Below are 23,756 nucleotides of genomic sequence, written 5' to 3'. Positions count from 1 at the left end.
CCGGCACCCGCGAACGGAGGGACGGACACCGTGACCGTCAGCCAGCGGCAGGGGGGCGGCGGCCGGGTCGACCGCGCCCCGCAGGGCGACCTCGCCCAGGTCATCGACCTGATCCTGGACAAGGGCCTCGTCATCGACATCTTCGTGAAGGTCTCGCTGGTCGGGATCGAGCTGGTCACGATCGACGCCCGCATCGTCGTCGCCAGCGTGGACACCTACCTGCGGTTCGCGGAGGCCACCAACCGCCTCGACCTGCACCAGAAGGGCGGCAAGGACCTCGGCGAGGTCGTCAGCGGCATCTCGGAGGGCGGCTCGAAAGGGGTCTCGAAAGGAGCCACCAAAGGAGTGATCGAGGCGGGCAAGGAGAAGTTCGACGACCTCCGGGGTGAGCGTCGCTCGCGAAAGGAGAAGAGCGGGTGAGCAGTGCGACCTACGTCTACGCCGTCGTCGCCGCCGACATCGACCTGCCCGAGGGGCTGACCCCCGTCGGTGGCGGCGAGGAGGTGGCGGTGATCGACCACGGGCGGCTCGCCGCGGTCGTCAGCGACGTCCCGCGCGACGCCTCGCTGGGCAGCCGCGAGGACCTCCTGGCCCACGAGCGCACCGTGAACACCCTGGCCGGGAGCACGACCGTGCTGCCGATGCGGTTCGGCGGCGTCGTCGACGACGACCGGGCCGTCGTCGACGAACTCCTCGCCGCGCACCAGGAGTACTTCACCTGGGCGCTGGAGCAGCTCGACGGCTGCCGGCAGTTCGTGCTGGCCGGCCGCTACGACCAGGACCGCCTGGTGGCGGGCATCGTCGAGGCCGACCGGGAGATCCAGCAGCTCGGTGAAGCCGTGCGCGGCAAGGACCCGGACGCCACGTACTACGAGCGCATCCGGCTCGGCGAGGCGATCGCGGGCCACGTCGAGCGCATCCGGTCCGACGACGCGGACTTCGCCGTGGAGCGGCTCGGGCCGTTCGCCGTCGCGACGTCGGTGAAGGAGCCCGCCGCCGAGGACGGCGCCGTCGAGCTGGCGCTGCTGGTGCACCGCGACCGGGTCGGCGACTTCGAGCAGGCCGTCGACGCGCTCGGCGACGAGTGGGACGAGCGGGTGCGGCTGCGCCTGATCGGCCCGGTCGCGCCGTACGACTTCCTGCCCGAACCAACGGAGGCCGAGGGCTGATGGGGCTGTTGCGCGGTCTGCTCGGGCTGCCGCTCGCACCGCTGCGCGGCGTCGTCTGGGTGGGGGAGCAGCTGCAGGAACAGGCCCACGCCCGGCTCTACGACCCGGTCGCGGTGCGCCGGCAGATCGACGAGGTGGAACGGGCCTACGAGCAGGGGGAGATCTCCGAGTCCGACCGCGACGCCCGTCAGGAGGTCCTGCTGGCCCGGCTGACGGGGCGACCGGGGGACGGCCGTGGCTGAGCCGGAGGACCGGTCGTCCGACGAGCGACCGCGTCGTCGCAGGTCGGGGGAACCGCCCCGTCGGCGACGTCCGGACGGGGATGACGCGTCGCGACGCCCCCGCGAGAGGGACGGGGCACCGCGCCGTCGCCCGCGGGAGGACGAGCCGCCGCGTCGGCGACGTCCGCCCGACGGTGGGTCGTCGCGTCGCGGCTCCGACACCGCGGACGACCGGGCCGACGCGCCGTCGGAGCGGGGCGGACGCGGCGCACGGGACGACCGGTCCGAGCGGCGCCGCGACACCGGCGAGCGGCCGGTGCGGCGTCGCTCCACCGGGGACGAGCCCGTCCGTCGTCGCCGGTCCGGGGACGACGGTGCGACCCGGGAGCGGCCCGCGCGCCGGACCCGGCCCCGCGACGACGACCGGGCCTCCGCGGCGCCGCGACGTCGCCGTGACACCACGGAGGAACAGCCCCCACGGCGGCGTCGCCCGAGGGATGGAGGCCCGCGACGGGGACGTGCCGGCCGCGACGAGCCGGACCGGGAGCCGGTGGGCGACCAGGACGAGGAGGTCCTGGCCGACACCGGGGCCGACGACGGGGCCGGGACCGGGGACGACGTCCGGCCCGGCGACGAGACCGGGACCGGGGACGACCGGGCGACCGACCTCGACGAGGACGACCCCGACGACGAGGAGTTCGAGTCGGATGAGGATGAGCCCGAGGGGATCCAGGACGAGGTCGGTGCCGAGGGCGAGGACGACGACGTCGAAGAGGACGACGACTACGAGGACGACGACTACGAGGACGACTCCCCGGACGACGACTCCCCGGACGACGAGGTCGTGGAGGACGAGAAGCCGGAGGACGAGGAGCCGGAGGAGCGACCCGACCCACCTCGGCGACGCATCGGCGCCCGCGCGGCCGCCCGCGCCGCCGTCGAACAGATCGCGGAGATGACCGGCCGCGCGCCGGAGGGGGTCACGTTCGTCCGCAAGCAGGACGACAGCTGGCTGGTCGGGGTCGAGGTCGTCGAGACCGAGCGCATCCCCGACTCCTCCGACGTGCTCGCCGTCTACGAGGCCGAGCTCGACGACGAGGCCGAGCTGATGTCGTACCAGCGTGTCCGGCGCTACCCGCGCGGCCGCGGCGACGACGACTGAGGGGGGACCATGAGCGACGCCGTCCGCTGGAGCAGCCCCGGTGCGCCACAGCGCCGCACCGAGCGGCCACCCCAGCAGTCGGGCACCGACCTGGCCGACATCCTCGAGCGCGTCCTGGACAAGGGCATCGTCATCGCCGGCGACATCCAGGTGAACCTGCTCGACATCGAGCTGCTGACCATCAAGATCCGGCTGGTCGTGGCCTCGGTGGACCGCGCCAAGGAGATGGGCATCGACTGGTGGGAGCGCGACCCCACGCTGTCGGGCGGCCGCGACGAGCTGGAGGAGGAGAACGCACGGCTGCGTGACCGGGTGGAACGCCTCGAACGCCTGCTCCCCGCCGACGAGCGGTCCGCGCCGTCCGGCGACGCCCCTGACGGTCCGGACGGGGCATCGGCCCGGGCCGACGCCGCCGCCGTCGAGAGGTCGATCGACCGGGCCGTCGACGATGCCGACGACGAGACCGACCCCGACGACGGGACCGACGCCGACGGACCGGCCGACGGGACGGATGACGACGAACCCGGCGGGGACGCACCCGGCGACGGAACCGACGGGGCCGGTCCCGGGAGCCGGGCCGACGCGGAACGGGACGCGGACGGACCCGACGCCGCACCGCGTCGCACCCGCCCCGCCGCCCCCCGGCGCCGCCGCACGACCACCACCCGTCGCCCGGCACGCGGGAGGGACTGAGCCGTGGACCTGACCTACGTCTACGCCGTGGGCGACGCGGCCCCGCCCGACCTCGCCGGGCTCACGGGCATCGGCGGCCGCCCGGTACACGCGGTGACCGGCGGGGACGCGCTCTGGGCCGCCACCGGCACCGTCCCCGAGTCCGACTTCGGCGAGGACGCCCTGACCGCCCGGCTGGAGGACCTGACCTGGCTGGCGACCACCGCGCGGGAGCACCACGCCGTCGTCGACGCGCTCGGTGCGCGCACGGTCGTCGCGCCGCTCGCCCTCGCGACGGTCTACCGCGACGACGAGCGCGTCCGCGCCGTGCTGACCGAACGGCACACCGCGTTCGCCGAGGTCCTGGACCGGCTCCGGGGCCGCACCGAGTGGGGCGTGAAGGCCTACGCCACGACGCAGCCGGAGCGCCGCGACGCCGGTCGGGCGTCGTCGGGGGCCGAGTACCTGCGCCGCCGTCGCCGGGAGCTCGACCGCGTCGCGGGCGACGACGACGCCGCCCACGCCGCGGCGCAGCGGCTGCACGAGGCGGCGGCGCGGGCCGCGGTGACGACGCGACGGCACCGGCTGCACGCCCCCGCGCTGACCGGACGCACCGAGCCGATGGTCCTCAACGGCGCCTACCTGGTCGACGACGCCGACCGCGACACCTGGCGCGCCGCCGTGACGGGGGCCGCGGACGGCGCCGGGCTCACCGTCGAGGTCACCGGGCCGTGGGTGCCGTACTCGTTCGTCGGGGAGGAGCGGTGAGCACGGGGGAGACCGGCCTCGCCCACCGCGAGGTCGCGCTGGTCGACCTGCTGGACCGGCTGCTCGCCGGCGGGGTCGTGCTGGCCGGGGACGTCACGGTCTCGCTGGCCGGGGTGGACCTGATCCGCATCTCGCTGCGCGCGCTGATCGTGTCCATCGCCCCGGCCGGGCGGCAGGCGGGGGAGGAGCCGCCCGATGACGCCTGACCCGCGCCCCGGCGGCCGGATCGACATCGACCGCGACGCCGTCCGCCGCGACCTCATGAAGCTGGTGCTGACGATCGTCGAGCTGCTGCGTCAGCTCATGGAACGCCAGGCGCTGCGCCGCGTCGAGCAGGGCGACCTCACCGAGGACGAGGTCGAGGACCTCGGCACCGCCCTCATGCACCTCGAGGAGGCGATGGACGAGCTCACCGCGGAGTTCGGTCTGACCGCGGCGGACCTGAACCTCGAGCTCGGCCCGCTCGGTCCGCTGCTGCCCCGGCACCGCTCGTGACACCCCCGCCGGGCAGCACCGCGCGCACCGCCCGCACGTGCGCCTCGAACTCGCGCGTCCGCGACCGCAGCACCCGCTCCCCGCCCGGGGTCAGCCGGTATCCGCGGCTGCCGGCCGGGCGTCGCACCAGCCGGTTCCGTTCGAGCCGGTGCAGCGCCCGGTACACCAGGCCCGCCGACAGGGCGAGCGCGCCGCCGGAGCGGTCGAGCACGGCGGCGCGGACCGCGGCCCCGTCGCCGGGGGCGTCGTGGACCGCGCCGAGGAGCAGCAGGTCCAGCGTCGACCGGTCCGGTGGCCGCATCGGCGCGCCCCCTCCGCTCGTCGGGATGAACCCGAGCATTCCCCCGCCCGGGCGGGCGGAAACCGACACACACCCGGAACCGAGAGGGCCGATCGTCATGGCCGTACCCGCGAGGAGCCGATGAGCACCGCGACCCGGGAGGCCCCCGCGGTCCCGCAGGCCCGGGAGCCGGGCACCGGGACCCCGCCGCCGCCCGACCCGATGGCGCAGCTGCGCGACGCCGGGGAGCGGCTCCTGGCCGCACTCGTCGACCGGCTCGCCGCGCTCGCCTGCGACCGGGTCGACCGCCTCGCCGACTCGCTGGAGCGGATGGCGGCCGACGGCGGGCCCGGTCTCGGCGCCGCGCTCGGCGCGGGCAAGGCGCTGGCCCGCGGCGACAACCCGGTGTGGGGCGCGATCAAGGGTGGGTTCGCCGCGCTCGGGACCGCGGCGAAGGTGCTGATCGGGGTCGTCGTGGCGCTGGCGCCGGTGCTGCTGCTGGTGGCACTGGTCGTCGCGATCGTCGCCGCGCTGGTGTGGGCCGTGGTCGCGGCGGTGAAGGCCGCCACCGGCTGAGGTCAGAGGGTGAGCAGCATCCGCACGTTGCCCAGGGTGTTCGGCTTCACGTGGGCGAGGTCGAGGAACTCGGCGACGCCGGCGTCGTAGCTGCGCAGCAGCGCCGCGAACACCTCGGCCGACACCGGCGTCCCGTCGATCTCGGCGAAGCCGTGCCGGGCGAAGAACTGCTTCTCGAACGTGAGCACGAACAGCCGTTCCAGCCCGAGCTCGCGCGCGCCGTCGATCAGGGCGGCGACGATCCGGTGCCCGACCCCACGGCCCAGCACCGACGGCGACACCGCGACCGTGCGGATCTCGCCCAGGTCCTCCCACAGCACGTGCAGCGCGCCGCAGCCGACGACCGTGCCGTCGACCTCGGCGACGAGGAACTCCGGGACCGCCTCGTAGAGGGTCACGGTCTCCTTGGCCAGCAGCACCGTGCCCGCGTACTCGTCGACGAGCTCGCGGATCCGGCGGACGTCGCGGGTGCGGGCACGGCGGACGATCACGTCGGGAACCGGGGCGGGGGCGGGCTCGGGCACGGCAGGAGAGCCTAGACCGGGGCCGTCGGACCCGGCGTCTACCCTGGTACCCGTGCCATCCCCCGAGAACGCGCCGCGGCGCGCCGCCCTGCTGACCCTGGGCTGCGCGCGCAACGAGGTCGACTCCGAGGAGCTCGCGGGCCGCCTGGCCGGGTCCGGCTGGGAGCTGGTCGACGCCGAGGACGGCAGCCCCGACGTCATCGTCGTCAACACCTGCGGCTTCGTCGAGCAGGCGAAGAAGGACTCCATCGACACCGTGCTGGCGGCGTCCGACGTGGCCCGCCCGGCGGGGGCGAAGGTCGTCGCCGTGGGCTGTCTCGCCGAGCGCTACGGCGCCGAGCTGGCCGCCGACCTGCCCGAGGCCGACGCGGTGCTCGGCTTCGACGCCTACCCCGAGCTCGCCGAGCGCCTCGGCGACGTCCTGGGCGGGCACGCGCCGGCCCCGCACGTCCCCACCGACCGGCGCACGCTCCTGCCGATCTCCCCGGTCGAGCGCCCGGCCGCGACGGCGGACGTCTCGGTCCCCGGCCACGACTGGGTGCCCGACATCGCGCGCACCCGCCTGTCCGGCGGCCCGGTCGCGTCGCTGAAGCTCGCGTCGGGCTGCGACCGCCGCTGCGCGTTCTGCGCCATCCCGAGCTTCCGCGGCAGCTTCGTGTCCCGCCCGCCGGCCGACGTGGTCGGCGAGGCCGCCTGGCTCGCCCGGCAGGACGTGCGCGAGCTCGTCCTGGTCAGCGAGAACTCCACGAGCTACGGCAAGGACCTCCCCGGCGGCACCCGCGCGCTGGTCGACCTGCTCCCGCAGCTCGCCGCGATCGAGGGCGTCGAGCGGATCCGGGTCGCCTACCTGCAGCCGGCCGAGCTGCGGCCCGACCTGCTCCGGGTCATCGCGACCACGCCGGGCGTCGCGCCCTACTTCGACCTGTCGTTCCAGCACGCCTCGGCCCGGGTGCTGCGCCGGATGCGCCGCTTCGGCTCGCGCACCGACTTCCTCGACCTCTGCGAGCGCATCCGCGCCCTCGCCCCGGAGGCCGGGATCCGCTCCAATGTCATCGTCGGGTTCCCCGGCGAGACCGAGGAGGACCTCGCCGACCTGGAGGCGTTCCTCACCGGCGCCCGGCTCGACGCCGTCGGCGTGTTCGGCTACTCCGACGAGGACGGCACCGAGGCCGAGGGCTACGACGGCCACGTCGACCCGGCGGAGGTGCAGGCCCGCGTCGCGCGGATCTCCGCGCTGGTCGACGAGCTGATGGAGCAGCGGGCCGAGGAGCGCATCGGCACCGAGGTGGTCGTGCTCGTGGAGTCCGCGGAGAGCGACGAGGACGACTGCACCGGTCGCGCCGCCCACCAGGGCCCCGACGCCGACGGCGAGTGCACCGTCGTCGCGGCGGCGCAGGACGGCCCGGAGCCGGACTCGCTGCGTCCCGGTGACCTGGTCCGCTGCCGCGTCGTGGACACCGAGGGCGTCGACCTGCTGGTGGAGGCGTGCGAGCTGCTCGACCCGCGGGTGCCGGCCGCGGCCGTACCGGCGGCCTCCGCAGCCGGATGAGCTCGCACCCGGCCGGGGGCGCCGCCGGAGTTGGCGACGCGCCGCTGCTGAACATCGCCAACGCGCTGACGGTCCTGCGGCTGCTGCTCGTCCCGGTCTTCGTCGTCGCGCTGTTCGTCGACGGCGGCGACGACGTGGTGTGGCGGCTGGTCGCGTTCGCCGTGTTCGTGATCGCGGCGGCCACCGACCGGCTCGACGGTCAGCTGGCCCGCAGCCGCGGGCTCGTCACCTGGTTCGGCGCGCTGGTCGACCCGATCGCGGACAAGGCGCTGATGGGCGCCGCCCTGATCGGGCTGTCGATCCTCGGGGTGCTGCCCTGGTGGGTGACGATCGTGATCGTCGTCCGCGAGCTCGGCATCACCGCGCTGCGCTTCGTCGTGATCCGTCGTCGCGGGGTCATCCCGGCCAGCCGCGGCGGCAAGGCCAAGACCGTCGCCCAGACCGTCGCGATCGGGCTGTTCCTGCTCCCGCTGCCGGAGCTGCTGGGCCCCGGCACCGCCGCCGCGACGGCCGTGCTCGTCCTCCAGTGGGCGGTGATGGCCGTCGCGCTGGTGCTCACCGTGGTGACCGGCGCCGACTACGTCCGCAAGGCCGTCCGACCCCGCCCTGCCTGACCTGCGGGGACGATCCGGGGCCCGCGCGGCGTTGAGGTGTTCGCCGTGGGCGGACAGCGTCGCGGCGCGTGGGAACCGGGGAAGTCGGTACGGTGAGACTTCACCGGGTGTCCGGGGAGCAGTCGAGGAGGGCACATGCTGCTGCGGGAAGCGATCGGCAGTGGGCTGCGTGAGGTGCGCACGGCGCGCCGGCGCACGCTGCGCGACATCTCGCGGGCCGCGCGGGTGAGCCTCGGGTACCTCTCCGAGGTCGAGCGCGGGCGCAAGGAGCCCTCCAGCGAGCTGCTCGCGGCGATCTGCGAGGCACTGGGGGTGTCCGTGCCGGACCTGCTGACCACCGTCGCCGCCGAGATGGCGACGGCGACCTCCGCCGCGGCCGCAGGCCGGCGCGACGACGTGCTCGTCCCGATCGGGCAGCGGCACGCCGAGCTGCGGCTGGCCGGGCGGCCCGGTTCCGTGGTCGCCGCACCCGCGTCCTCGGGCGGACCGGTGGCCTCGGCCGCCTGACCGCACGGCCCGCCCCGGCCGACCGCTCCTGCGCGGTAGGGTGCGGACAGACCGGCAGCGATGCCAGGATGGACAGGGCCGGAGGTCCGGTGCCGACCACGGGGGGAACGCGGGGTCGGTCCGGGGTCCGCACGCCCGCCGTGGTGGCGGGCACGGTCGCGAGCGAACGCAGGCGGAGGACGCGCAGAGATGGCCAACGGATTCACCAAGTTCTTCAGCTATCTGTCGGCCCTGTTCTCGTCGAAGGTCGACGAGCACGCCGACCCGAAGGTGCAGATCCAGCAGGCCATCGAGGACGCCCAGCGCCAGCACCAGCAGCTGTCGCAGCAGGCGGCCGCGGTGATCGGCAACCAGCGTCAGCTGGAGATGAAGCTGAACCGGCAGCTGGGTGAGATCGAGAAGCTGCAGTCGTCGGCGCGGCAGGCACTCGTGCTGGCCGACCAGGCCCGCTCCCAGGGCGACGAGCAGAAGGCCCAGCAGTACGAGCAGTCGGCGCAGACCTTCGCGACCCAGCTGGTGACCGCGGAGCAGGGCGTCGAGGACCTCAAGACGCTGCACGACCAGTCGATCGGTGCCGCCGCACAGGCCAAGCAGGCCGTCGAGCGGAACTCGATGATGCTGCAGCAGAAGATCGCCGAGCGCACCAAGCTGCTCAGCCAGCTCGAGCAGGCCAAGATGCAGGAGCAGGCCGCGAAGTCCCTGCAGCAGATGAGCGAGCTGTCCGCGCCGCGCAACGCGCCCTCGCTCGACGAGGTCCGCGACAAGATCGAGAAGCGGTACGCCACCGCGCTCGGGTCCGCGGAGCTGGCCCAGAACTCGGTGCAGGGCCGGATGCTGGAGGTCCAGCAGTCGACCACCGACATGGCCGGGATGTCCCGGCTGGAGCAGATCCGGGCGTCGATGTCCGGGGCGCCGATCGCCGGTGGCCAGCAGGCCCCGCAGGTCGGGCAGGGCGAGGCGACCCAGCAGCTCCCGTCATCGCCGGCACCGGCCCAGCAGCAGAACACCCAGAACCAGCAGCAGCCCGGCACCGCCTGAGCCCGCTCGCCCGTTCCGCACCGTCCGCCGCGGTCCCGCCCGGGGACCGCGGCGGAGGTGTGTCCGGGCCCGGGCGGCTCTCCGGCTCCGGCCGCCGGTGGCTCCGTGGCCGCAGCGGTCAGCGGGTGCGGGCGGCGCCGGGGGGCGGTCGCCCGGGGGCACCGCGGCGCGGACCGGTGGACCGGCGCACCGGGCGCGGGGACGGCCCCGTCTGGCAGCGCGGGCACCAGTAGGTGACCCGGGCCCGGTGGTCGTCGCCCTGGTCGGCGGTCCGGATGCGGGTCCCGCAGCGGCGGCACGGCCGCCCGGGCCGCTCGAACACCCAGTGCGCCTCGCCGGCGGCCAGCGAGCCGGTCGTCGTCTGCTCCGGGCGGTCCTTGTTCGACGACAGCAGCCGCCGCGACAGGTCGATGACCCCGGGCAGGTCGGGCACGTCGCGGACCGGCACCCAGGGCGTGAGCCCGAGCAGGAAGCAGATGTCGTTGCGGTAGAGGTTGCCGAGACCGGCCATGACCCGCTGTTCGAGCAGCACCAGCCCGAGCGGGTGGTCGGCGCGGGCGGTCATCCGGCGCAGCGCCTCGGCGTCGTGGCCGGGGCCCCAGTCCGGGTCGAGCAGGTCGGGCCCGAGGTGCCCGACGAGGGTGTGCTCGTCGTCGGTGGGGAGCAGCTCCAGGTCGTGCAGGGCGAACCCGACGGCGACGCGGTCGGCGGTCTCCAGCACGGCGCGCGCCTCGTGCGCGACCCGGCGCCACCGCATGCCGGGCCGGTACAGGTGCCAGGAGCCGTCCATCCGGAAGTGGCTGTGCAGGCTGCGGCCGTCGTCGAAGCGGGTGAACAGGTGCTTGCCGACGGAGACGACGCCGGTCACGGTCAGCCCGGCGAGATCGTGCTCGGCCAGGCGCGGGTGGCGCAGCTCGCCGCGCAGCAGCTCGTGCCCGGACAGCGCGGTCTGCAGCCGCTTGCCGGCCAGGTACACGGTGTCTCCCTCGGGCACGACCGCGACGCTACCCGGGCGGGCCCGGACCGGCCCGGGCTCGGTCGACGGCTCAGTCGACGACCAGCGTCCGCAGCTGCGGCCACACCTGCGACCACGGGTGCGTCATGCCCTCGCCCAGCCAGATGCGGTTGCCGTCGCCGAGGTCGGTGACCGGTCGCAGGGCCACCCCGGTGGGGGCGAGCAGGCCGGGGTCCCTGCCGATGAAGATCACGACGTCGTGGTCGTCCGGGGGCGGGTCGAAGTAGCCGTAGCTGCGGTTGCCGCTGTACCCGGGCGGCAGGCCGAGCGCGGGGTCGGCGGTGTCGACGTAGGCGGCGTAGATGTACGAGCCGCCCATCACGACGGTGCGGTCCCGCTGGTCCGGGGGCAGCCCGTCGCGGACGCGGGCGACCTCGCCGACGATCCGCTCCGGCACGGCGGGGTCGGCCGCTCCGGCGCTCGCGGACACCATCGCCGCGGCGAGGGCGACCGACAGCACCCCTGCCGGCCACGCCACCCAGGACCACCGTCGTCGCCCGGTCTCGCGCCGCTGCTGGAACCACACCGCCCCGAGCGCGGCGACGGCGCCGTGCAGACCGCACAGGTAGTACGCACGCCCCACGGTCACCGCGAACACGATCCACAGCACGAGGAAGGTGACCGCGACGAAGCGGTACGGCCGCAGCCGGGGCGTCGTGAACGCCGCGACCGCCCCGACCACGACCAGCACGGTGCCGAGCAGCCCGGCCAGCAGCAGCATCGCCACCGCGTTGGGGCCCGGTCCGCCGAACAGCACCGACTCCTGCGCGACGACCGACGTCATGCGCAGCTGCGGCCAGCCGTGAACGGCCTGCCACACGAGCGTCGGCGCCGCAATCAGCGCACCGACCAGCGCGGCCCACCAGAACGCGGGCCGCCGCAGCATCGCCCGCGGCCCGGCCACGCCGATCGCGACGACCAGCACCGCGCCCAGGAGGATCACCTGGAACTTCGTCAGCGCGGCCAGGCCGAGCAGCGGGCCGACGGCGAGGAGCAGCCGGTCGTCGCGGACCCGGGTCCAGCGCACCAGCAGCCACACCAGCAGCGCCCACTGCAGCGGCTCCAGCGAGTACGGCGTCAGGAAGTGCCCGAACAGCGCCACCCACAGCCCGGTGGCCTGGGCGAGCGCGGTGAGGACCTGGGCGCGGCGGTCGCCGCCCAGCTCACGGGCGATCAGCGCGGCGACGACGACCGCGCCCGCCGTCGCCAGCGACGGCACGATCCGCAGCACCCCGTTCACCCCGGGTGCGAGGGCGTCGGCGAGCCCGGCCAGCGCCGGTGCGACCGGGGGCTGGTCGGCCGACCCCCAGTCGAGGTGGTGTCGTCCGATCGCCAGCATCAGCGCCTCGTCGAACCAGTACCCGCGCCCCAGCGCCCCCATGACGAGGTGGACGACGGCCACCACCCCGGCGATGATCCCGACGGGCAGCCGCGCGACTGGCGGAACGGCCGCGGGTGCGGCGTCCCGGTCCCGGACCGTGGTCGACGACGTCATGTGTCCCCCCGAGCGATGATGTGGGCGCCGGCGTTCCCCGGGCCCGGCGCCATCAGACCCCGGCGGGTCCGTCCGGCGCAGCGGGCATCGGGCGGTGGACGATCGACTTCGGTCTACCGGCGGTCCACCCTCCGGTCAGCCGCGCGGGGCGCTGCGGGCGATCCGCAGCGCCCACAGCACCAGCGGGACCTGCAGCGGCAGCCGCCCCCAGCCGATCGCCCGGTACAGCAGGTCCTTGCGGTTCCACTGCAGCGCCATCGACACGTTCGCCGGGAACACCGCCGCGAACAGCGCTGCCGCGGCCCAGCCGCCCGCGCGCCGGGTCCGCGGGTGCGCGACCGCCGCGGCGACGGCGCCCTCGGCCGCCCCGGAGGCGTAGGTCCAGAACCGGGGTTCCCCGGGCAGGCTGCGCGGCACGATCGAGTCGAACGGCTCGGGCCGCACCACGTGCAGGACGGCGGCGGTGCCGAGCAGCCCCGCGAGCCCGACGGCGAGCCGCCGGTCGCGGGACGGGGGGCCGGGGGAGCGACGGATCATGACCGCGATGGTGCCACCCGGTACGGGCGGCGGCCGGGCCCGCCGGTGCGGCGGCCGTCACGGTCCGCCCCGGGTGCCCGGGCGGGAGCACATCGTGGCCCCGGGGACGGGAACCCGGCGCCGTCACCGCCGCCCACGGGGACCGCGACCTCGACGTCGAGTACGTCGACGGCCCGGACGCCGGTCCCGCCGCCTGCGGGGACCCGGGTCGGGGTCCGCGGACGACGGTCGCCCGCGACCCGCTGCTGGTCCCCGCGGGCCGTCCCGGCCACGTCCACCGGGCCTGCCGACCGGTCCTCCGCCGGGGCGGCCGGTCAGCCGATCGGCTCCGGGAGCCGGTCGACCTCGTAGGCCAGGCCGATCGTGTCGTCGGTGGCCGGGTCGTGCAGCTCCACCCGCCAGGCGTCGGCGAACTGGTCGACCCCCGACCGCATCGCGACGGTGCCCGACAGCAGGACGGTGCCGGGCACCAGCCAGCCGCGCTCGCGCAGCAGCTCGACCCAGTACCCGGGCGGGAGCAGAGCGGCCAGCGTCGCGTCCTGCACGAGCTCCTCGGTGCCGTCGTGGTCACCGCCGTGACGGACCCACGCGCGCAGGGTGATGTCGTCGAGCCGGTCGGCGACCTCCGACAGCCGCCAGGCCTTCCGGCCCAGGACGTCGAGACCCGCGTTCTTGCTCCACGCGACGCCGTGCACCTCCAGGGCGCGGTCGGTGTGGTCGCAGGCGACGGTCAGCAGCGGGTCGGTGACGTCGTCGCCGACGACCAGCGCCCACTCCGCCTCGCCGGAGGTCCGGTCGTGCTGGGCGGGGACCCGGTCGGTCTGCGACGCCAGGTACGGCGAGACCGGGTACAGCGCCGGCACCGTGTCCGGAGCCGGCACGCCCAGCTCGGCCAGCTCGGCGACGTGCGCGGCGACCTCCTCCTGGGCGCGTCCGGCGTACCCGGCGTTGAAGACCCGGTGGACCTCCACCGAGCGGGTGCTGCCGTCGGGCAGGGCCAGTTCGAGCGTCACGGGGGACCTCCGTCAGATGTGTACGTCGCGTAACCGATGTGCACGAGGGTTGCGCACACACTGTGTATACAGCAAGTATGAGGCTCGTCCCACCGACCACCTCCGACCCCGGGAGCCCGCGATGACCTCGCCGTCCGCCTCCTCGTCACCACCGGTCGACCGCCGTGACCTGCGCAAGGCGTTCGTCGCGAGCCTCACCGGCACCTCGCTCGAGTGGTACGACTTCGCCGTCTACTCCGCGGCGGCCGCGCTGGTGTTCCCGGTGCTGTTCTTCCCGGCCGCGGACCCGGTCACCGGTCTGCTGCTCGCGTTCTCCACCTACGCCGTCGGCTACGTCTCGCGCCCGCTCGGCGGTGTCGTGTTCGGCAGGCTCGGCGACGTCATCGGCCGCAAGCAGGTCCTGGTCGTCACGCTCGTGCTCATCGGCGTCGCGACGTTCCTGATCGGTCTGCTGCCGACCTACGGCACGATCGGCGTCGCCGCCCCGGTCCTGCTGGTGCTGCTGCGCTTCGCCCAGGGCGTCGGCGTCGGCGGGGAGTGGGGCGGCGCGGTCCTGCTCTCCAGCGAGTTCGGCGAGCCGCGCCGGCGCGGGTTCTGGGCCTCGGCGGCCCAGGTCGGCCCGCCCGCGGGCAACCTGCTGTCCAACGGCGTCCTGGCCCTGCTCACCCTGCTGCTGACCGACCAGCAGTTCCTGGACTGGGGCTGGCGGTTGGCGTTCCTGCTGTCGGCGGTGCTGGTGGCGTTCGGGCTGTGGATCCGGCTCACGCTGGAGGACACCCCGGTCTTCCGCGCGATCGCCGAGTCCGGCGACCGGCCGTCGGCGCCGGTGCGCGAGGTGTTCACCGCCGAGCGCCGCCCGCTGCTCGTCGGGATCCTCAGCCGGGTCGGACCGGACGTCAGCTACGCCCTGTTCACCGTCTTCGTCCTGACCTTCGCCACCACCCAGCTCGGGTTCTCCCGGTCCGAGGTGCTCGGCGCGATCCTGATCGGCTCGGCGCTGCAGCTGCCCTCGATCCCGCTGGCCGGCGCGCTCACCGACCGGTTCAACCGGCGGCTCGTCTACGGCGTCGCCGCGGTCGGGGGAGCGGTGTGGCCGTTCGTCTTCTTCCCGATGATCTCGGGCGGCTCGTTCGCGCTGCTCGTCGTGGGCATCGTCGTCGGGCTCGGTCTGCACTCGTTCATGTACGGGCCGCAGGCCGCGTTCGTCACCGAGCAGTTCTCACCGCGGCTGCGCTACACCGGCAGCTCGCTGGCCTACACGATCGCCGGCGTGGTCGGCGGCGCCGTCGCGCCGCTCGCGTTCACCGCGCTGTCCGGCGGGTCGGGAAACTGGGTGCCGGTCGCGACCTACCTGGCCGTCGCCTGCGCGCTGACCGTCGTCGGGCTGCTCATCGGCCGCGACCCGGACCACGAGGAGGACGAGGCCTACCTCGCCCTCACGCCCTGAGCAGCACGCGCAGGGTCAGCTGCAGGTGCTCGTCGATCGCCTTCGCCGCCACGTCGGGGTCGTCGCCGGCCAGCGCCTCGACGATCCGGCCGTGCTCGGCGCAGACCGCCTGCCGCCGGTCCTCGGTCCGGAACAGCGCGGTCACGCCGACCCGGCGCTGGCGCACCCGCAGCCCGGCGTAGGTCCGCGACAGCAGCGCGTTCCCGGTGGCGTCGACGAGCGCCTGGTGGAAGACCATGTCGAGCTCGATGAACTCGGCCGGGTCCCCACCGGCGCCGGCGAGCTCGCGCTGCCGGTCCAGGGCCGCGTTCATCGCCTCGAACGGGACACCGCAGGCATCCATCGCGGCGCGCGCGGCATGCTGCTCCAGGACCCCGCGCAGCTCCATCAGCTCGGAGATCTGCCGGCCGGTCAACGGTGGCACGTAGGCGCCGCGACCGGGCAGCATCTCGACCAGACCGTCGGCCACGAGCAGCAGCAACGCCTCACGGACGGGCGTGCGCGACACCCCGATCCGGCCGGCGAGCTCGTTCTCGTTGAGGAACGTGCCCTGCACCCGCGGATCGACCAGGACGGTCTCGCGCAGGTAGTGCAACGCGCGCTCGCGACCGGACTCCCGTGACGTCGGCATACGACACGTATACACCGAACCAGCCCAGGAGAACGCATGCGGATCGCCCTCGTCCAGATCGCCGCCACCACCGACCCGCCGGAGAACCTCGCCCTGGTCGCCGACGGCGTCGCCGACGCGGCCTCCCGGGGCGCGCGGCTGGTCGTGTTCCCCGAGGCCACCCAGTGCCGCTTCGGGGTGCCGCTCGGCCCGGTCGCCGAGCCCCTCGACGGCCCCTGGGCGTCCCGGGTCCGCGACCTCGCCGCCGCCGCGGGCGTCACCGTGGTCGCCGGGATGTTCACCCCCGCCGACGACGGCCGCGTCCGCAACACCCTGCTCGTCACCGGGCCCGGTGCGGAGGAGCACTACGACAAGATCCACCTGTTCGACGCGTTCGGGTTCGCCGAGTCCGACACGGTCGCCCCGGGGGACCGGCCGGTCACCCTCACCGTCGACGGTGTGACGGTCGGCCTCGCGACCTGCTACGACCTGCGGTTCGCCGGCCTGTTCCAGACCCTCGGCGACGCCGGGGCGCAGGTCGTCGTCGTGCCCGCGTCCTGGGGTGCGGGGCCGGGCAAGCGCGAGCAGTGGGAGCTGCTGGTGCGCGCGAGGGCCCTCGACACGACGGCCTTCGTGGCGGCCTGCGACCAGGCGGACCCGGAGGCGGCGGGGCGTCCGGTCCCCGGTGGCGCCCCGACCGGGATCGGGATGAGCGCGGTCGCCGGTCCGACCGGCTCGATCGTCGCCGCGCTCGACGCCGCGCCGGGGACCCTGGTCGTGGACCTCGACCTCGACGCGGTGACCGCGGCCCGCCGGGCGGTCCCGGTGCTGGCCGATCGCCGGTACTGACCTGCCCGGCGGCCCGACCCGCCCGGCTCCGGCCGGCCGCCCGCCCGCGCCGCACACCCACCACCCGGCCGGCAGACCCGACCCGCCCGGCAGCCCGACCCCGGCCGCCCGCGCGGCCGCACACCCACCACCCGGCCGCCGACGCCCGTCGGTGGGGGCGCCCGGTCAGGCCCGCAGCCGCAGCCCCTTCGGTGTCACCCGGAACCCGGCCTCGGTGAGCACCTCGGACAGCGCCGAGACCAGCGAGTCCTGCCCGTCGGCGCGCTCCACGGCGAGCGACCCGAGCCAGCCCTCGTGCACCGCCCCGGCGAGCGACTCGGCCCCGGCGCGCAGCTCGTCGCGGTCCTCGGTGAACGACAGCAGCGACTTCCCGCCGCGCTCGACGTAGAGCGCGGGCGCCCCGTCGACCAGCGTGACCAGGGCCCCGGCCTTGCGACCGGGGCGGTGCCGGGTCTCCCCGGTCGTGTCCGGCCAGGGCAGGGCCGCGCCGTAGGGCTGGGCGGGGTCGGTGGCGGCGAGCACCACCCGGGACAGCGCGCGCCACGCCTCCCGCGGCGCCTGCGGGCGGCGACCGGCGCCGCCGTCGAACCCGTCGTGGCGGCCCGCGCCGCCGAGCCCGCCCAGGCCGCCGCGCAGGTCGTCGGGTACCCCCGCGTACGGGTCGTCGGACCCCGGGAACCCCGCCACGTCGCCGGAGAGCTCGTCGGACCCCGGGAACCCGGCCGCGTCGCCGGACAGGTCGTCGGGCAGGGGCTCGCCGTCCCCGGACCGGTCCACGGACCCGGCCGGGCCGGCGGACCCGGCGGGATCGGCGGGACCGGCGGACCCGGCGCGGTCGCCGGGGTCGGCGACGACCGCGCCCGGCCCGGCACCGAGGCGGCGCGGACCGGTCGGCGGGGCGGGGGACGGGCCGCCGTCGGTCCCGGCGAGGGCCCGGACCCGGTCGATCGCGCCCGGCACCGCGAACTGCGCCGCGCCCAGCCCCTCGACGATGTAGCCGCGCCGGCACCGGCCGGACTCCTCCATCGCCCGGAGCACCTTGTAGACCGCGGCGAACCCGCCGGTGACCCGCTCGGTGCCCAGCGCGCCCCGGGTCAGCACGCCGTGGCGCTCCAGGAACGCCTCCGCGGCCGCGTGCGCACGACGGGTCGCGTCGGGCTCGCGCGGCACGGCCACCGACCAGCGCCCGCCGACCGACGGCGGCCCGGTCCGGCTGGGCATCGACGGCCGCCCCGCACGCAGCTGCGCGTAGCGCCCGCGGGCCGGCCGCCGGGCCGTGCGGTGCGCCCCGCCCTGCCGCCCGGACGCGCCACGCCGCCCGCCGCCCCCGGACAGCCGGGCCCGCAGCGGGCCGAGCGTGTCGTTGGTGAGCGCACCCGCCCAGACCAGGTCCCAGACGGCGGCGACGACGTCGTCGTCGGAGGGGGCCGGTTCGTCCTGCTCGGTCAGCAGCACCCCGGCCCGGGTCGCGAGCTCGCGGAAGAACAGCGCACCGCCCCCGGAGTCCGGTGCGGCCGCCGGATCGGTCAGCGCGGCCGGGTCGGTCAGCCCGAGCGCGGCCAGCACCGCGGTGTGCAGCGGGGTGCCCGCGGTGTCCAGGTCGGGGGCGGGCAGCAGCAGGTCCGCCACGTCGGCGGGGGCCAGTGCCAGCCAGCCGTCCTGCCCGGACAGCGCGCCGCACCCGACCCAGGTCACCTCACCGGCGGCGGTCAGCTCGTCGAGCAGCGCGGGGGTGTAGCCCGGCAGCCGGGCCGGCAGCACCAGCGACTCGACCGCGCTCGCCGGCAGCGGCGCCCCGGCGAGCTGCTCGACCACACCGAGCACGTCCTCGGCACCCGGTGCGCGGCGCACCCGGCCGCGCCGCTCGGAGCCCGACCGCACCTGGACGCCCTGCCACTGCGGCAGGAACCGCCCGAGGGCGCGCTGCTCGACGGGCTCGACCTCGTGCCGCAGCTTCGCCAGCGACGCGCGCCGCAGCCGTCGCAGCACCTCGGCGTCGCAGTACTCCAGCTCGCCGCCGGAACCGGCGGGCACCGACGCCTGCGGGCGCAGCTCGCCCTTCATCAGCCGGCCGGTGCCGGTGAGCCGCTCCAGCACCCCGCCGACCACGGCCACGCCCAGCCCGAAGCGGCGGGCGAGCTCGGCGGCGGTGAACGGCCCGTGCGTGCGCGCCCAGCGCAGCACGAGGTCCCCGAGCGGGTCGGGCACCGGCTCGGTGAACGCCTCCGGCACCCCGACCGGCAGCGCCGTGCCCAGCGCGTCCCGGATCCGACCGGCGTCCTCGATCGCGATGAACCGTTCCTCGCCGGCGATCCGCACCCGCAGCGCCCGGCGGTCCCGCTCGAGCTGCGCCAGCCACGCCGGGTCGACGCCGCGGGCCCGCCCGTCGGCCTCGGACAGGTCACCGACGAAGCGGAGCAGGTCCGCGGCGCCCTCCATGTCACGGGCGTGCCGGTCCGGGTCGGTGCGCTGCAGCCGGCCCTCGATCTCGGCCAGCATCTCCGGGTCGAGCAACTCCCGGATCGCCTCGGAGCCGAGCAGCTCCGCCAGCAGCGTCGAGTCCAGCGACAGCGCGGCCGCGCGGCGCTCGGCCAGCGGCGCGTCGGCCTCGTAGAGGAACATCCCGACGTAGCCGAACAGCAGGCTGCGCGCGAACGGCGACGGCTGCGACGACTCGACCTCGGCGACCTTCACCTTCCGCGAGGCGACGTCGCCCATCAGCTCGCGGAGCCCGGGCAGGTCGTAGACGTCCTGCACGCACTCCCGCATCGCCTCCAGGGTGATCGGGAACTGCTCGAACCTGCCCGCCACGCTCAGCAGCTGCGCCGACTTCTGGCGCTGCTGCCACAGCGGGCTGCGGCGGCGCGGGTCGCGGCGGGGCAGCAGCAGCGCCCGCGCGGCGCACTCCCGGAACCGCGACGCGTACAGCGCCGAGTTCCCCAGCTCCGCGACGACGATCTGCTCGATCTCGCCCGGCTCCAGCAGCACGTCCTCGGCGCTCGGGACGACCTCGGTGCCGTTGTCGTCGACGGCGTCCGGCAGGCGCAGCACGATCCCGTCGTCGGCGCCCGACGCGCTCACCTCGACCCCGCGGCGCTCCCGCATCCGGGCCGCGATCGCCAGCGCCCACGGCCCGTTGACCTGCGCCCCGAACGGCGAGTGCACGACGAGGCGCCAGTCGCCCAGCTCGTCGCGGAACCGCTCGACCAGGATCGTGCGGTCGCTCGGCACGTGCCGGGTCGCCTCGCGCTGCTCGCGCAGGTAGGACAGCAGGTTGTCGCAGGCCCACTCGTCGAGCCCGGCCGCGGTGGCGCGCTCGCGGGCGTCGGCGTCGGCCAGCCCGGACATCTCGCGCACGAACGCGCCGACGGCCCGGCCCAGCTCCAGCGGCCGACCGATCGACTCGCCCTTCCAGAACGGCATCCGGGCGGGCACCCCCGGCGCCGGGGTGACGATCACGCGGTCGTGGGTGATGTCCTCGACCCGCCACGACGAGGTCCCCAGCAGGAACGTGTCCCCGACGCGGGACTCGTAGACCATCTCCTCGTCGAGCTCACCGACCCGCGACCCGGCGCCGTCCGCGCCGCCCGGGGTCATCACGGTGAACAGACCGCGGTCGGGGATGGTGCCGCCGGAGGTGACGGCGAGGCGCTGCGCGCCCGGGCGGCCGCGCAGCTCGTCGGTGACCCGGTCCCAGGTGATGCGGGCGCGCAGCTCGCCGAACTCCTCGGACGGGTAGCGCCCGGCCAGCATGTCCAGCACCGAGTGCAGCGCGGAGTCCGGCAGCGCCGCGAACGGGGCCGCCCGGCGGATGGTCGCGGCGAGGTCGGGCAGCTGCCACGACTCCATCGCGACCATCGCGACGATCTGCTGGGCCAGCACGTCGAGCGGGTTGCGGGGGTAGCGCGTGGACTCGATCGACCCGGTCGTCATCCGTTCGGCGACGACGGCGCAGGACACGAGGTCCCCGCGGTACTTCGGGAACACGACGCCCTCGGACACCGCACCCACCTGGTGCCCGGCGCGCCCGACCCGCTGCAGCCCGGACGCGACCGACGGCGGCGCCTCGACCTGCACGACCAGGTCGACGGCGCCCATGTCGATGCCCAGCTCCAGGCTGGAGGTCGCGACGACGCACGGCAGCACGCCGGACTTCAGCTCCTCCTCGACCAGGGTCCGCTGGTCGCGCGACATCGACCCGTGGTGGGCCTTGGCCACCGTCGGCGCGGCCCCGCCGCCCACCCCGGACTGCCCGACCGCCTCGGCCGGGAACGCACCCGGGGCGTCGGCGTCGAGGTCCGCGGCCTCCTCCAGGGCGGCGGCCTCCTGCTCGGCGGCGAGCTCGTTGAGCCGGGAGGTCAGCCGCTCGGCGAGCCGGCGCGAGTTGGAGAACACGATCGTCGAGCGGTGCTCGCGCACCAGGCCGAGCAGCCGCTCCTCGACGGCGGGCCAGATCGAGGGCTTGCGCGCCGTGCCCGCGGCGGACCCGACGACCTCCTCGTCGGTGCTGCCCGGGGCGGGCCGCTCGTCGAGCGCGGCCAGGTCGGGCACCGGGACCTGCACCTCGACCCGGATCGTCTTGGGGATCGCGGGCTGCACGACCTCGACCGGGCGGGTGCCGGACAGGAACGTCGAGACCTCGTCCACCGGGCGCACGGTCGCCGAGAGCCCGATCCGCTGCGGGGTGACCTCGGTGATCTCCTCGAGGCGCTCCAGCGACACCGCCAGGTGCGCCCCCCGCTTCGTCCCGGCGACGGCGTGCACCTCGTCGAGGATCACGGTCGTCACCCCGCGCAGCGACTCCCGCGCGGCCGAGGTGAGCAGCAGGAACAGCGACTCCGGGGTGGTCACCAGCACGTCCGGCGGGGTGCGCTGGAACTGGCGCCGCTCGTCGGCCGGGGTGTCGCCGGTGCGCATCCCGACGGTGATGTCGGGGACCGGCTCGTCGAGCCGCTGCGCGGCCTGGCGGATGCCGGTCAGCGGCGAGCGCAGGTTGCGCTGCACGTCGACGGCGAGGGCCTTGAGCGGCGAGACGTAGAGGACCCGGCAGCGGTGCTTCGGCTCGGCGGGCGGCGGGGTGGCGGCGAGCCGGTCCAGCGCCCAGAGGAACGCGGCGAGGGTCTTGCCGGATCCGGTCGGCGCGACGACGAGCGCGTTGCGCCCGGCCTGCGCCGCGGACCACGCGCCCTCCTGGGCCGCCGTGGGCGCGGCGAAGGCCCCCTCGAACCACTGGCGGGTGGCGGGGGAGAAGCCCTCGAGTGCGGTCACGCCGACCATCATGCGGGTGGGGTCCGACAGTCACCCGTCGAGCGCCCGTCGGACCGGGCGTGACCTGCGACGTCAGCGGGCGGCGTCGGCCCTCGTGCGGGGCCAGACCTCCGCGGTGTCCGCGGCCGGGAACTCGGCGACGACCGCCGCGACCGTCCAGACCATCGACGCCAGGAAGTCCACGCCCAGCGCGTCGACGTAGTGCGAGGTCTCGCGGGCGTCGGCCGGGTCGACGAGCGGGGTGACCGTGTAGCGGGCCCGGGCCGCGTAGCGCGGGCCCAGGTTGCTCCCGATCCAGGCCAGTGCCCGCTCGGAGCGGTCGTCGTGGTCGGCGAGCGCGGTGCGGGCGGCGTCGTACCAGTCGGCCAGCACCAGGAAGGCCAGCGACCAGCCGGGCGGGGTGGCGTCCGGCGGCATGTCGCGGTCGACCGCGGTCAGCCTGCGCACGGCGAACCGGGCCGGGTCGGGACCCGGCGTGGCGAGCGTCTCGCGCACCGCTCCGGCCAGCACGTCGGAGACCATGCGGTAGGCGTTCTGCAGCTCCGCGTCGTCCGTGCCCGCCGACCTGTGTGTGTTCGGGGTCGTGCCCGCCATGTCCACCGTCCTCCGCTCGTGTGGCCGGGCCGGAGCGTAACGCCATGGCGCGCGGCGGGCGTCGCACGGCAGCATCCGTCCGTGACCGCCGCACCCGACGCCGTCTCCCCGCCGCAGGACCCCGCCCAGCCCCGCCTGCTGGCGGTGCTCGCGACCGGGCAGGTGCTCGGCGGGACGGCCGTCGCGACCTCGATCGCCGCGAGCTCGCTGGTCGCCTCCCGGCTGTCAGGCTCGCCCGCGGTCGGTGGCGTCGCGTCGACGGCGAGCGTGCTGGGCGCGGCGGGAGCGGCGGCCGTCGTCGCACGGGTGGCCCAGGCCCGCGGACGGCGTCCCGCGCTGGTCGGCGGCCACCTGGTGGGGCTGCTCGGTGCGGTCGGTGCCGTCGTCGCGGCCACGACCGGCTCGGTGGCGCTGCTGCTGGTGTCGTTGCTGCTGGTGGGCTCGGGGACGGCGGTCGGGCTCGCCGCGCGCTACGCCGCCACCGACCTGGCCGCGCCGGCGCGGGCCGGCCGCGCGCTCGCGCTGGTGGTGTGGGCGACGACGGTCGGTGCGGTCGCCGGGCCGAACCTGCTGGGGCCGCTGGACGCCGCGGCCCGGTCGGTCGGGCTGCCCGGCGTCGCCGGTCCGTACCTGCTCTGCGCGGTCGCGTTCGCCCTGGCGGCCCTGACCGGGTGGCTGGGTCTGCGGCCCGACCCGCTGCTGCGGGCCCGGGATCGCGCGGGCACCCCGGCCACCGCGCGCGGGTCCGTGGTGGTGCGGCCGTGGGCGGTGCTGCGGGCCTCGCGGCCCGCGCTGCTCGGCGCGGTCGGCATCGTGCTCGGGCACGCGGTGATGGTCGGGCTGATGTCGATGACCCCGGTGCACATGGACCACGGCGGCGCGGCGCTGTCGGTCGTCGGGCTGGTGATCGGCCTGCACATCGCGGGGATGTACGCGCTCAGCCCGCTGTTCGGGTGGCTCGCCGACCGGGCCGGACCGGCGCGGGTCCTGGCCGGTGCCGGGGTTCTGCTGCCGCTCTCGGGGGTGGTCTGCGCCCTCGCCGCGCCGACCGCGACCGGGCTGCTGTCGGTGGGCCTGGTGCTGCTCGGTCTGGGCTGGTCGGCGGCGGTGGTGGGCGGGTCGGCCCAGCTCACGGCGTCGCTGGCGGTGGCCGACCGGCCGCGGGTGCAGGGCTCGGTGGACGTGGCGATGAACCTGGCCGGCGCGGCCGCCGGGATCGTGGCCGGGGTGCTCGTGACGGTGTCGTCCTACGCGCTGCTCGGCGCGCTGGTGGTCGTGGCGACGGTGCCGTTCCTGCTGGTGGCGGCGCGTTCGGCCCGCACGGGACGCCCGGCGGCGGGCTGAACGGGTCCC

25 protein-coding genes are annotated in these 23,756 nt (G+C 75.8%); 16 read left to right on the top strand and 9 right to left on the bottom strand.

Going from position 1 to position 23,756, the window contains the following annotated elements; genetic code table 11:
• Positions 1–30: 30 nt before the first annotated feature.
• From gvpJ to WHI96_RS06775, 8 genes are all read left to right on the top strand, one after another.
• Complete coding sequence (gene gvpJ / locus WHI96_RS06810) at positions 31–420, top strand: gas vesicle protein GvpJ (RefSeq protein ID WP_226355835.1); 390 nt, start codon at positions 31–33, stop codon at positions 418–420.
• Positions 417–1,169: a GvpL/GvpF family gas vesicle protein gene (locus tag WHI96_RS06805; RefSeq protein ID WP_345642666.1), complete on the top strand. Its 753-nt coding sequence runs from the start codon at positions 417–419 to the stop codon at positions 1,167–1,169. The genes gvpJ and WHI96_RS06805 overlap by 4 nt, the downstream gene beginning before the upstream one ends.
• Complete coding sequence (locus WHI96_RS06800; protein ID WP_345642663.1) at positions 1,169–1,411, top strand: gas vesicle protein GvpG; 243 nt, start codon at positions 1,169–1,171, stop codon at positions 1,409–1,411. The genes WHI96_RS06805 and WHI96_RS06800 overlap by 1 nt, the downstream gene beginning before the upstream one ends.
• Before the next feature lie 529 nt (positions 1,412–1,940).
• Positions 1,941–2,552 (top strand): gas vesicle protein GvpO, encoded by a 612-nt coding sequence (locus tag WHI96_RS06795; RefSeq protein ID WP_345642660.1) that lies wholly within the window; start codon positions 1,941–1,943, stop codon positions 2,550–2,552.
• Positions 2,553–2,561: 9 nt separating this feature from the next.
• A complete protein-coding gene (locus tag WHI96_RS27820) occupies positions 2,562–3,245 on the top strand; it encodes a gas vesicle protein (RefSeq protein ID WP_425571553.1) in 684 nt (227 codons plus the stop codon).
• A gap of 3 nt (positions 3,246–3,248) precedes the next feature.
• On the top strand, positions 3,249–3,992 hold the full coding sequence (locus WHI96_RS06785; protein WP_345642657.1) for a GvpL/GvpF family gas vesicle protein: 744 nt from the start codon (positions 3,249–3,251) through the stop codon (positions 3,990–3,992).
• Positions 3,989–4,198: a gas vesicle protein gene (locus tag WHI96_RS06780; RefSeq protein WP_062401191.1), complete on the top strand. Its 210-nt coding sequence runs from the start codon at positions 3,989–3,991 to the stop codon at positions 4,196–4,198. Before WHI96_RS06785 ends, WHI96_RS06780 begins: the two co-directional genes overlap by 4 nt.
• Entirely contained in the window at positions 4,188–4,487 is a 300-nt protein-coding gene (locus WHI96_RS06775) for a gas vesicle protein K (RefSeq protein WP_345642654.1), read from the top strand. The genes WHI96_RS06780 and WHI96_RS06775 overlap by 11 nt, the downstream gene beginning before the upstream one ends.
• Here the strand turns inward: WHI96_RS06775 and WHI96_RS27815 are convergent.
• Positions 4,402–4,788, bottom strand: coding sequence for a PadR family transcriptional regulator (locus WHI96_RS27815; protein ID WP_425571552.1), 387 nt, complete (start codon positions 4,786–4,788; stop codon positions 4,402–4,404). The two genes, WHI96_RS06775 and WHI96_RS27815, sit on opposite strands and share 86 nt — an antisense overlap.
• A 120-nt stretch (positions 4,789–4,908) precedes the next feature.
• Between WHI96_RS27815 and WHI96_RS06770 the strand changes: the two genes are divergently transcribed.
• The gene (locus WHI96_RS06770) at positions 4,909–5,343 is read left to right on the top strand and encodes a hypothetical protein (RefSeq protein WP_345642651.1); all 435 of its coding nucleotides are present in this window, start codon (positions 4,909–4,911) and stop codon (positions 5,341–5,343) included.
• A 2-nt stretch (positions 5,344–5,345) separates the two neighbouring features.
• Here the strand turns inward: WHI96_RS06770 and WHI96_RS06765 are convergent, their stop codons facing one another.
• Positions 5,346–5,867, bottom strand: coding sequence for an amino-acid N-acetyltransferase (locus WHI96_RS06765; protein WP_345642650.1), 522 nt, complete (start codon positions 5,865–5,867; stop codon positions 5,346–5,348).
• A 52-nt stretch (positions 5,868–5,919) separates the two neighbouring features.
• Here WHI96_RS06765 and rimO point away from each other — a divergent pair, with 52 nt between their 5' ends.
• The 4 genes from rimO to WHI96_RS06745 all read left to right on the top strand — a co-directional run bounded on the left by rimO (position 5,920) and on the right by WHI96_RS06745 (position 9,575).
• Entirely contained in the window at positions 5,920–7,416 is a 1,497-nt protein-coding gene (rimO, locus tag WHI96_RS06760) for a 30S ribosomal protein S12 methylthiotransferase RimO (RefSeq protein ID WP_345642648.1), read from the top strand.
• The gene (gene pgsA, locus WHI96_RS06755; RefSeq protein ID WP_345642645.1) at positions 7,413–8,030 is read left to right on the top strand and encodes a CDP-diacylglycerol--glycerol-3-phosphate 3-phosphatidyltransferase; all 618 of its coding nucleotides are present in this window, start codon (positions 7,413–7,415) and stop codon (positions 8,028–8,030) included. The genes rimO and pgsA overlap by 4 nt, the downstream gene beginning before the upstream one ends.
• A gap of 135 nt (positions 8,031–8,165) precedes the next feature.
• Positions 8,166–8,537 (top strand): helix-turn-helix domain-containing protein, encoded by a 372-nt coding sequence (locus WHI96_RS06750; protein WP_062401203.1) that lies wholly within the window; start codon positions 8,166–8,168, stop codon positions 8,535–8,537.
• Positions 8,538–8,726: 189 nt separating this feature from the next.
• The gene (locus tag WHI96_RS06745; RefSeq protein ID WP_075311258.1) at positions 8,727–9,575 is read left to right on the top strand and encodes a PspA/IM30 family protein; all 849 of its coding nucleotides are present in this window, start codon (positions 8,727–8,729) and stop codon (positions 9,573–9,575) included.
• Between the two features lie 118 nt (positions 9,576–9,693).
• On the opposite strand, the gene WHI96_RS06740 is transcribed toward WHI96_RS06745, so the two are convergent.
• From WHI96_RS06740 to WHI96_RS06725, 4 genes are all read right to left on the bottom strand, one after another.
• The gene (locus WHI96_RS06740; protein WP_345642635.1) at positions 9,694–10,569 is read right to left on the bottom strand and encodes a DNA-formamidopyrimidine glycosylase family protein; all 876 of its coding nucleotides are present in this window, start codon (positions 10,567–10,569) and stop codon (positions 9,694–9,696) included.
• 52 nt (positions 10,570–10,621) lie between these two features.
• Positions 10,622–12,085, bottom strand: a complete 1,464-nt coding sequence (locus WHI96_RS06735) for a glycosyltransferase family 39 protein (protein ID WP_345642632.1) — start codon at positions 12,083–12,085, stop codon at positions 10,622–10,624.
• A gap of 135 nt (positions 12,086–12,220) precedes the next feature.
• Positions 12,221–12,622 carry a DoxX-related protein gene (locus WHI96_RS06730; protein WP_345642629.1) on the bottom strand — a complete coding sequence of 134 codons (402 nt, stop codon included), beginning with the start codon at positions 12,620–12,622 and terminating at the stop codon, positions 12,221–12,223.
• A 314-nt stretch (positions 12,623–12,936) separates the two neighbouring features.
• Positions 12,937–13,635 (bottom strand): DUF2848 domain-containing protein, encoded by a 699-nt coding sequence (locus WHI96_RS06725; RefSeq protein WP_345642626.1) that lies wholly within the window; start codon positions 13,633–13,635, stop codon positions 12,937–12,939.
• A 121-nt stretch (positions 13,636–13,756) separates the two neighbouring features.
• Between WHI96_RS06725 and WHI96_RS06720 the strand changes: the two genes are divergently transcribed.
• The gene (locus WHI96_RS06720) at positions 13,757–15,082 is read left to right on the top strand and encodes an MFS transporter (RefSeq protein ID WP_345642623.1); all 1,326 of its coding nucleotides are present in this window, start codon (positions 13,757–13,759) and stop codon (positions 15,080–15,082) included.
• Here the strand turns inward: WHI96_RS06720 and WHI96_RS06715 are convergent.
• Complete coding sequence (locus tag WHI96_RS06715) at positions 15,072–15,713, bottom strand: GntR family transcriptional regulator (protein ID WP_345642620.1); 642 nt, start codon at positions 15,711–15,713, stop codon at positions 15,072–15,074. The genes WHI96_RS06720 and WHI96_RS06715 overlap by 11 nt on opposite strands.
• 36 nt (positions 15,714–15,749) lie before the next feature.
• Between WHI96_RS06715 and WHI96_RS06710 the strand changes: the two genes are divergently transcribed.
• Positions 15,750–16,541 (top strand): carbon-nitrogen hydrolase family protein, encoded by a 792-nt coding sequence (locus tag WHI96_RS06710; RefSeq protein ID WP_345642617.1) that lies wholly within the window; start codon positions 15,750–15,752, stop codon positions 16,539–16,541.
• 165 nt (positions 16,542–16,706) lie between these two features.
• Here the strand turns inward: WHI96_RS06710 and WHI96_RS06705 are convergent, their stop codons facing one another.
• On the bottom strand, positions 16,707–21,821 hold the full coding sequence (locus WHI96_RS06705; protein ID WP_345642614.1) for an ATP-dependent helicase: 5,115 nt from the start codon (positions 21,819–21,821) through the stop codon (positions 16,707–16,709).
• Between the two features lie 60 nt (positions 21,822–21,881).
• Positions 21,882–22,403 carry a hypothetical protein gene (locus WHI96_RS06700; RefSeq protein WP_345642612.1) on the bottom strand — a complete coding sequence of 174 codons (522 nt, stop codon included), beginning with the start codon at positions 22,401–22,403 and terminating at the stop codon, positions 21,882–21,884.
• A gap of 81 nt (positions 22,404–22,484) precedes the next feature.
• Between WHI96_RS06700 and WHI96_RS06695 the strand changes: the two genes are divergently transcribed.
• The gene (locus tag WHI96_RS06695; protein WP_345642609.1) at positions 22,485–23,747 is read left to right on the top strand and encodes an MFS transporter; all 1,263 of its coding nucleotides are present in this window, start codon (positions 22,485–22,487) and stop codon (positions 23,745–23,747) included.
• Positions 23,748–23,756 lie beyond the last annotated feature (9 nt).

Origin of the sequence: Pseudonocardia tropica (assembly GCF_040105315.1) — a bacterium.
Taxonomy (GTDB): Bacteria; Actinomycetota; Actinomycetes; order Mycobacteriales; family Pseudonocardiaceae; genus Pseudonocardia; species Pseudonocardia alni.
Note: the sequence above shows the minus strand (reverse complement) of the source record. Positions and strands in the feature narration are given on the sequence as shown.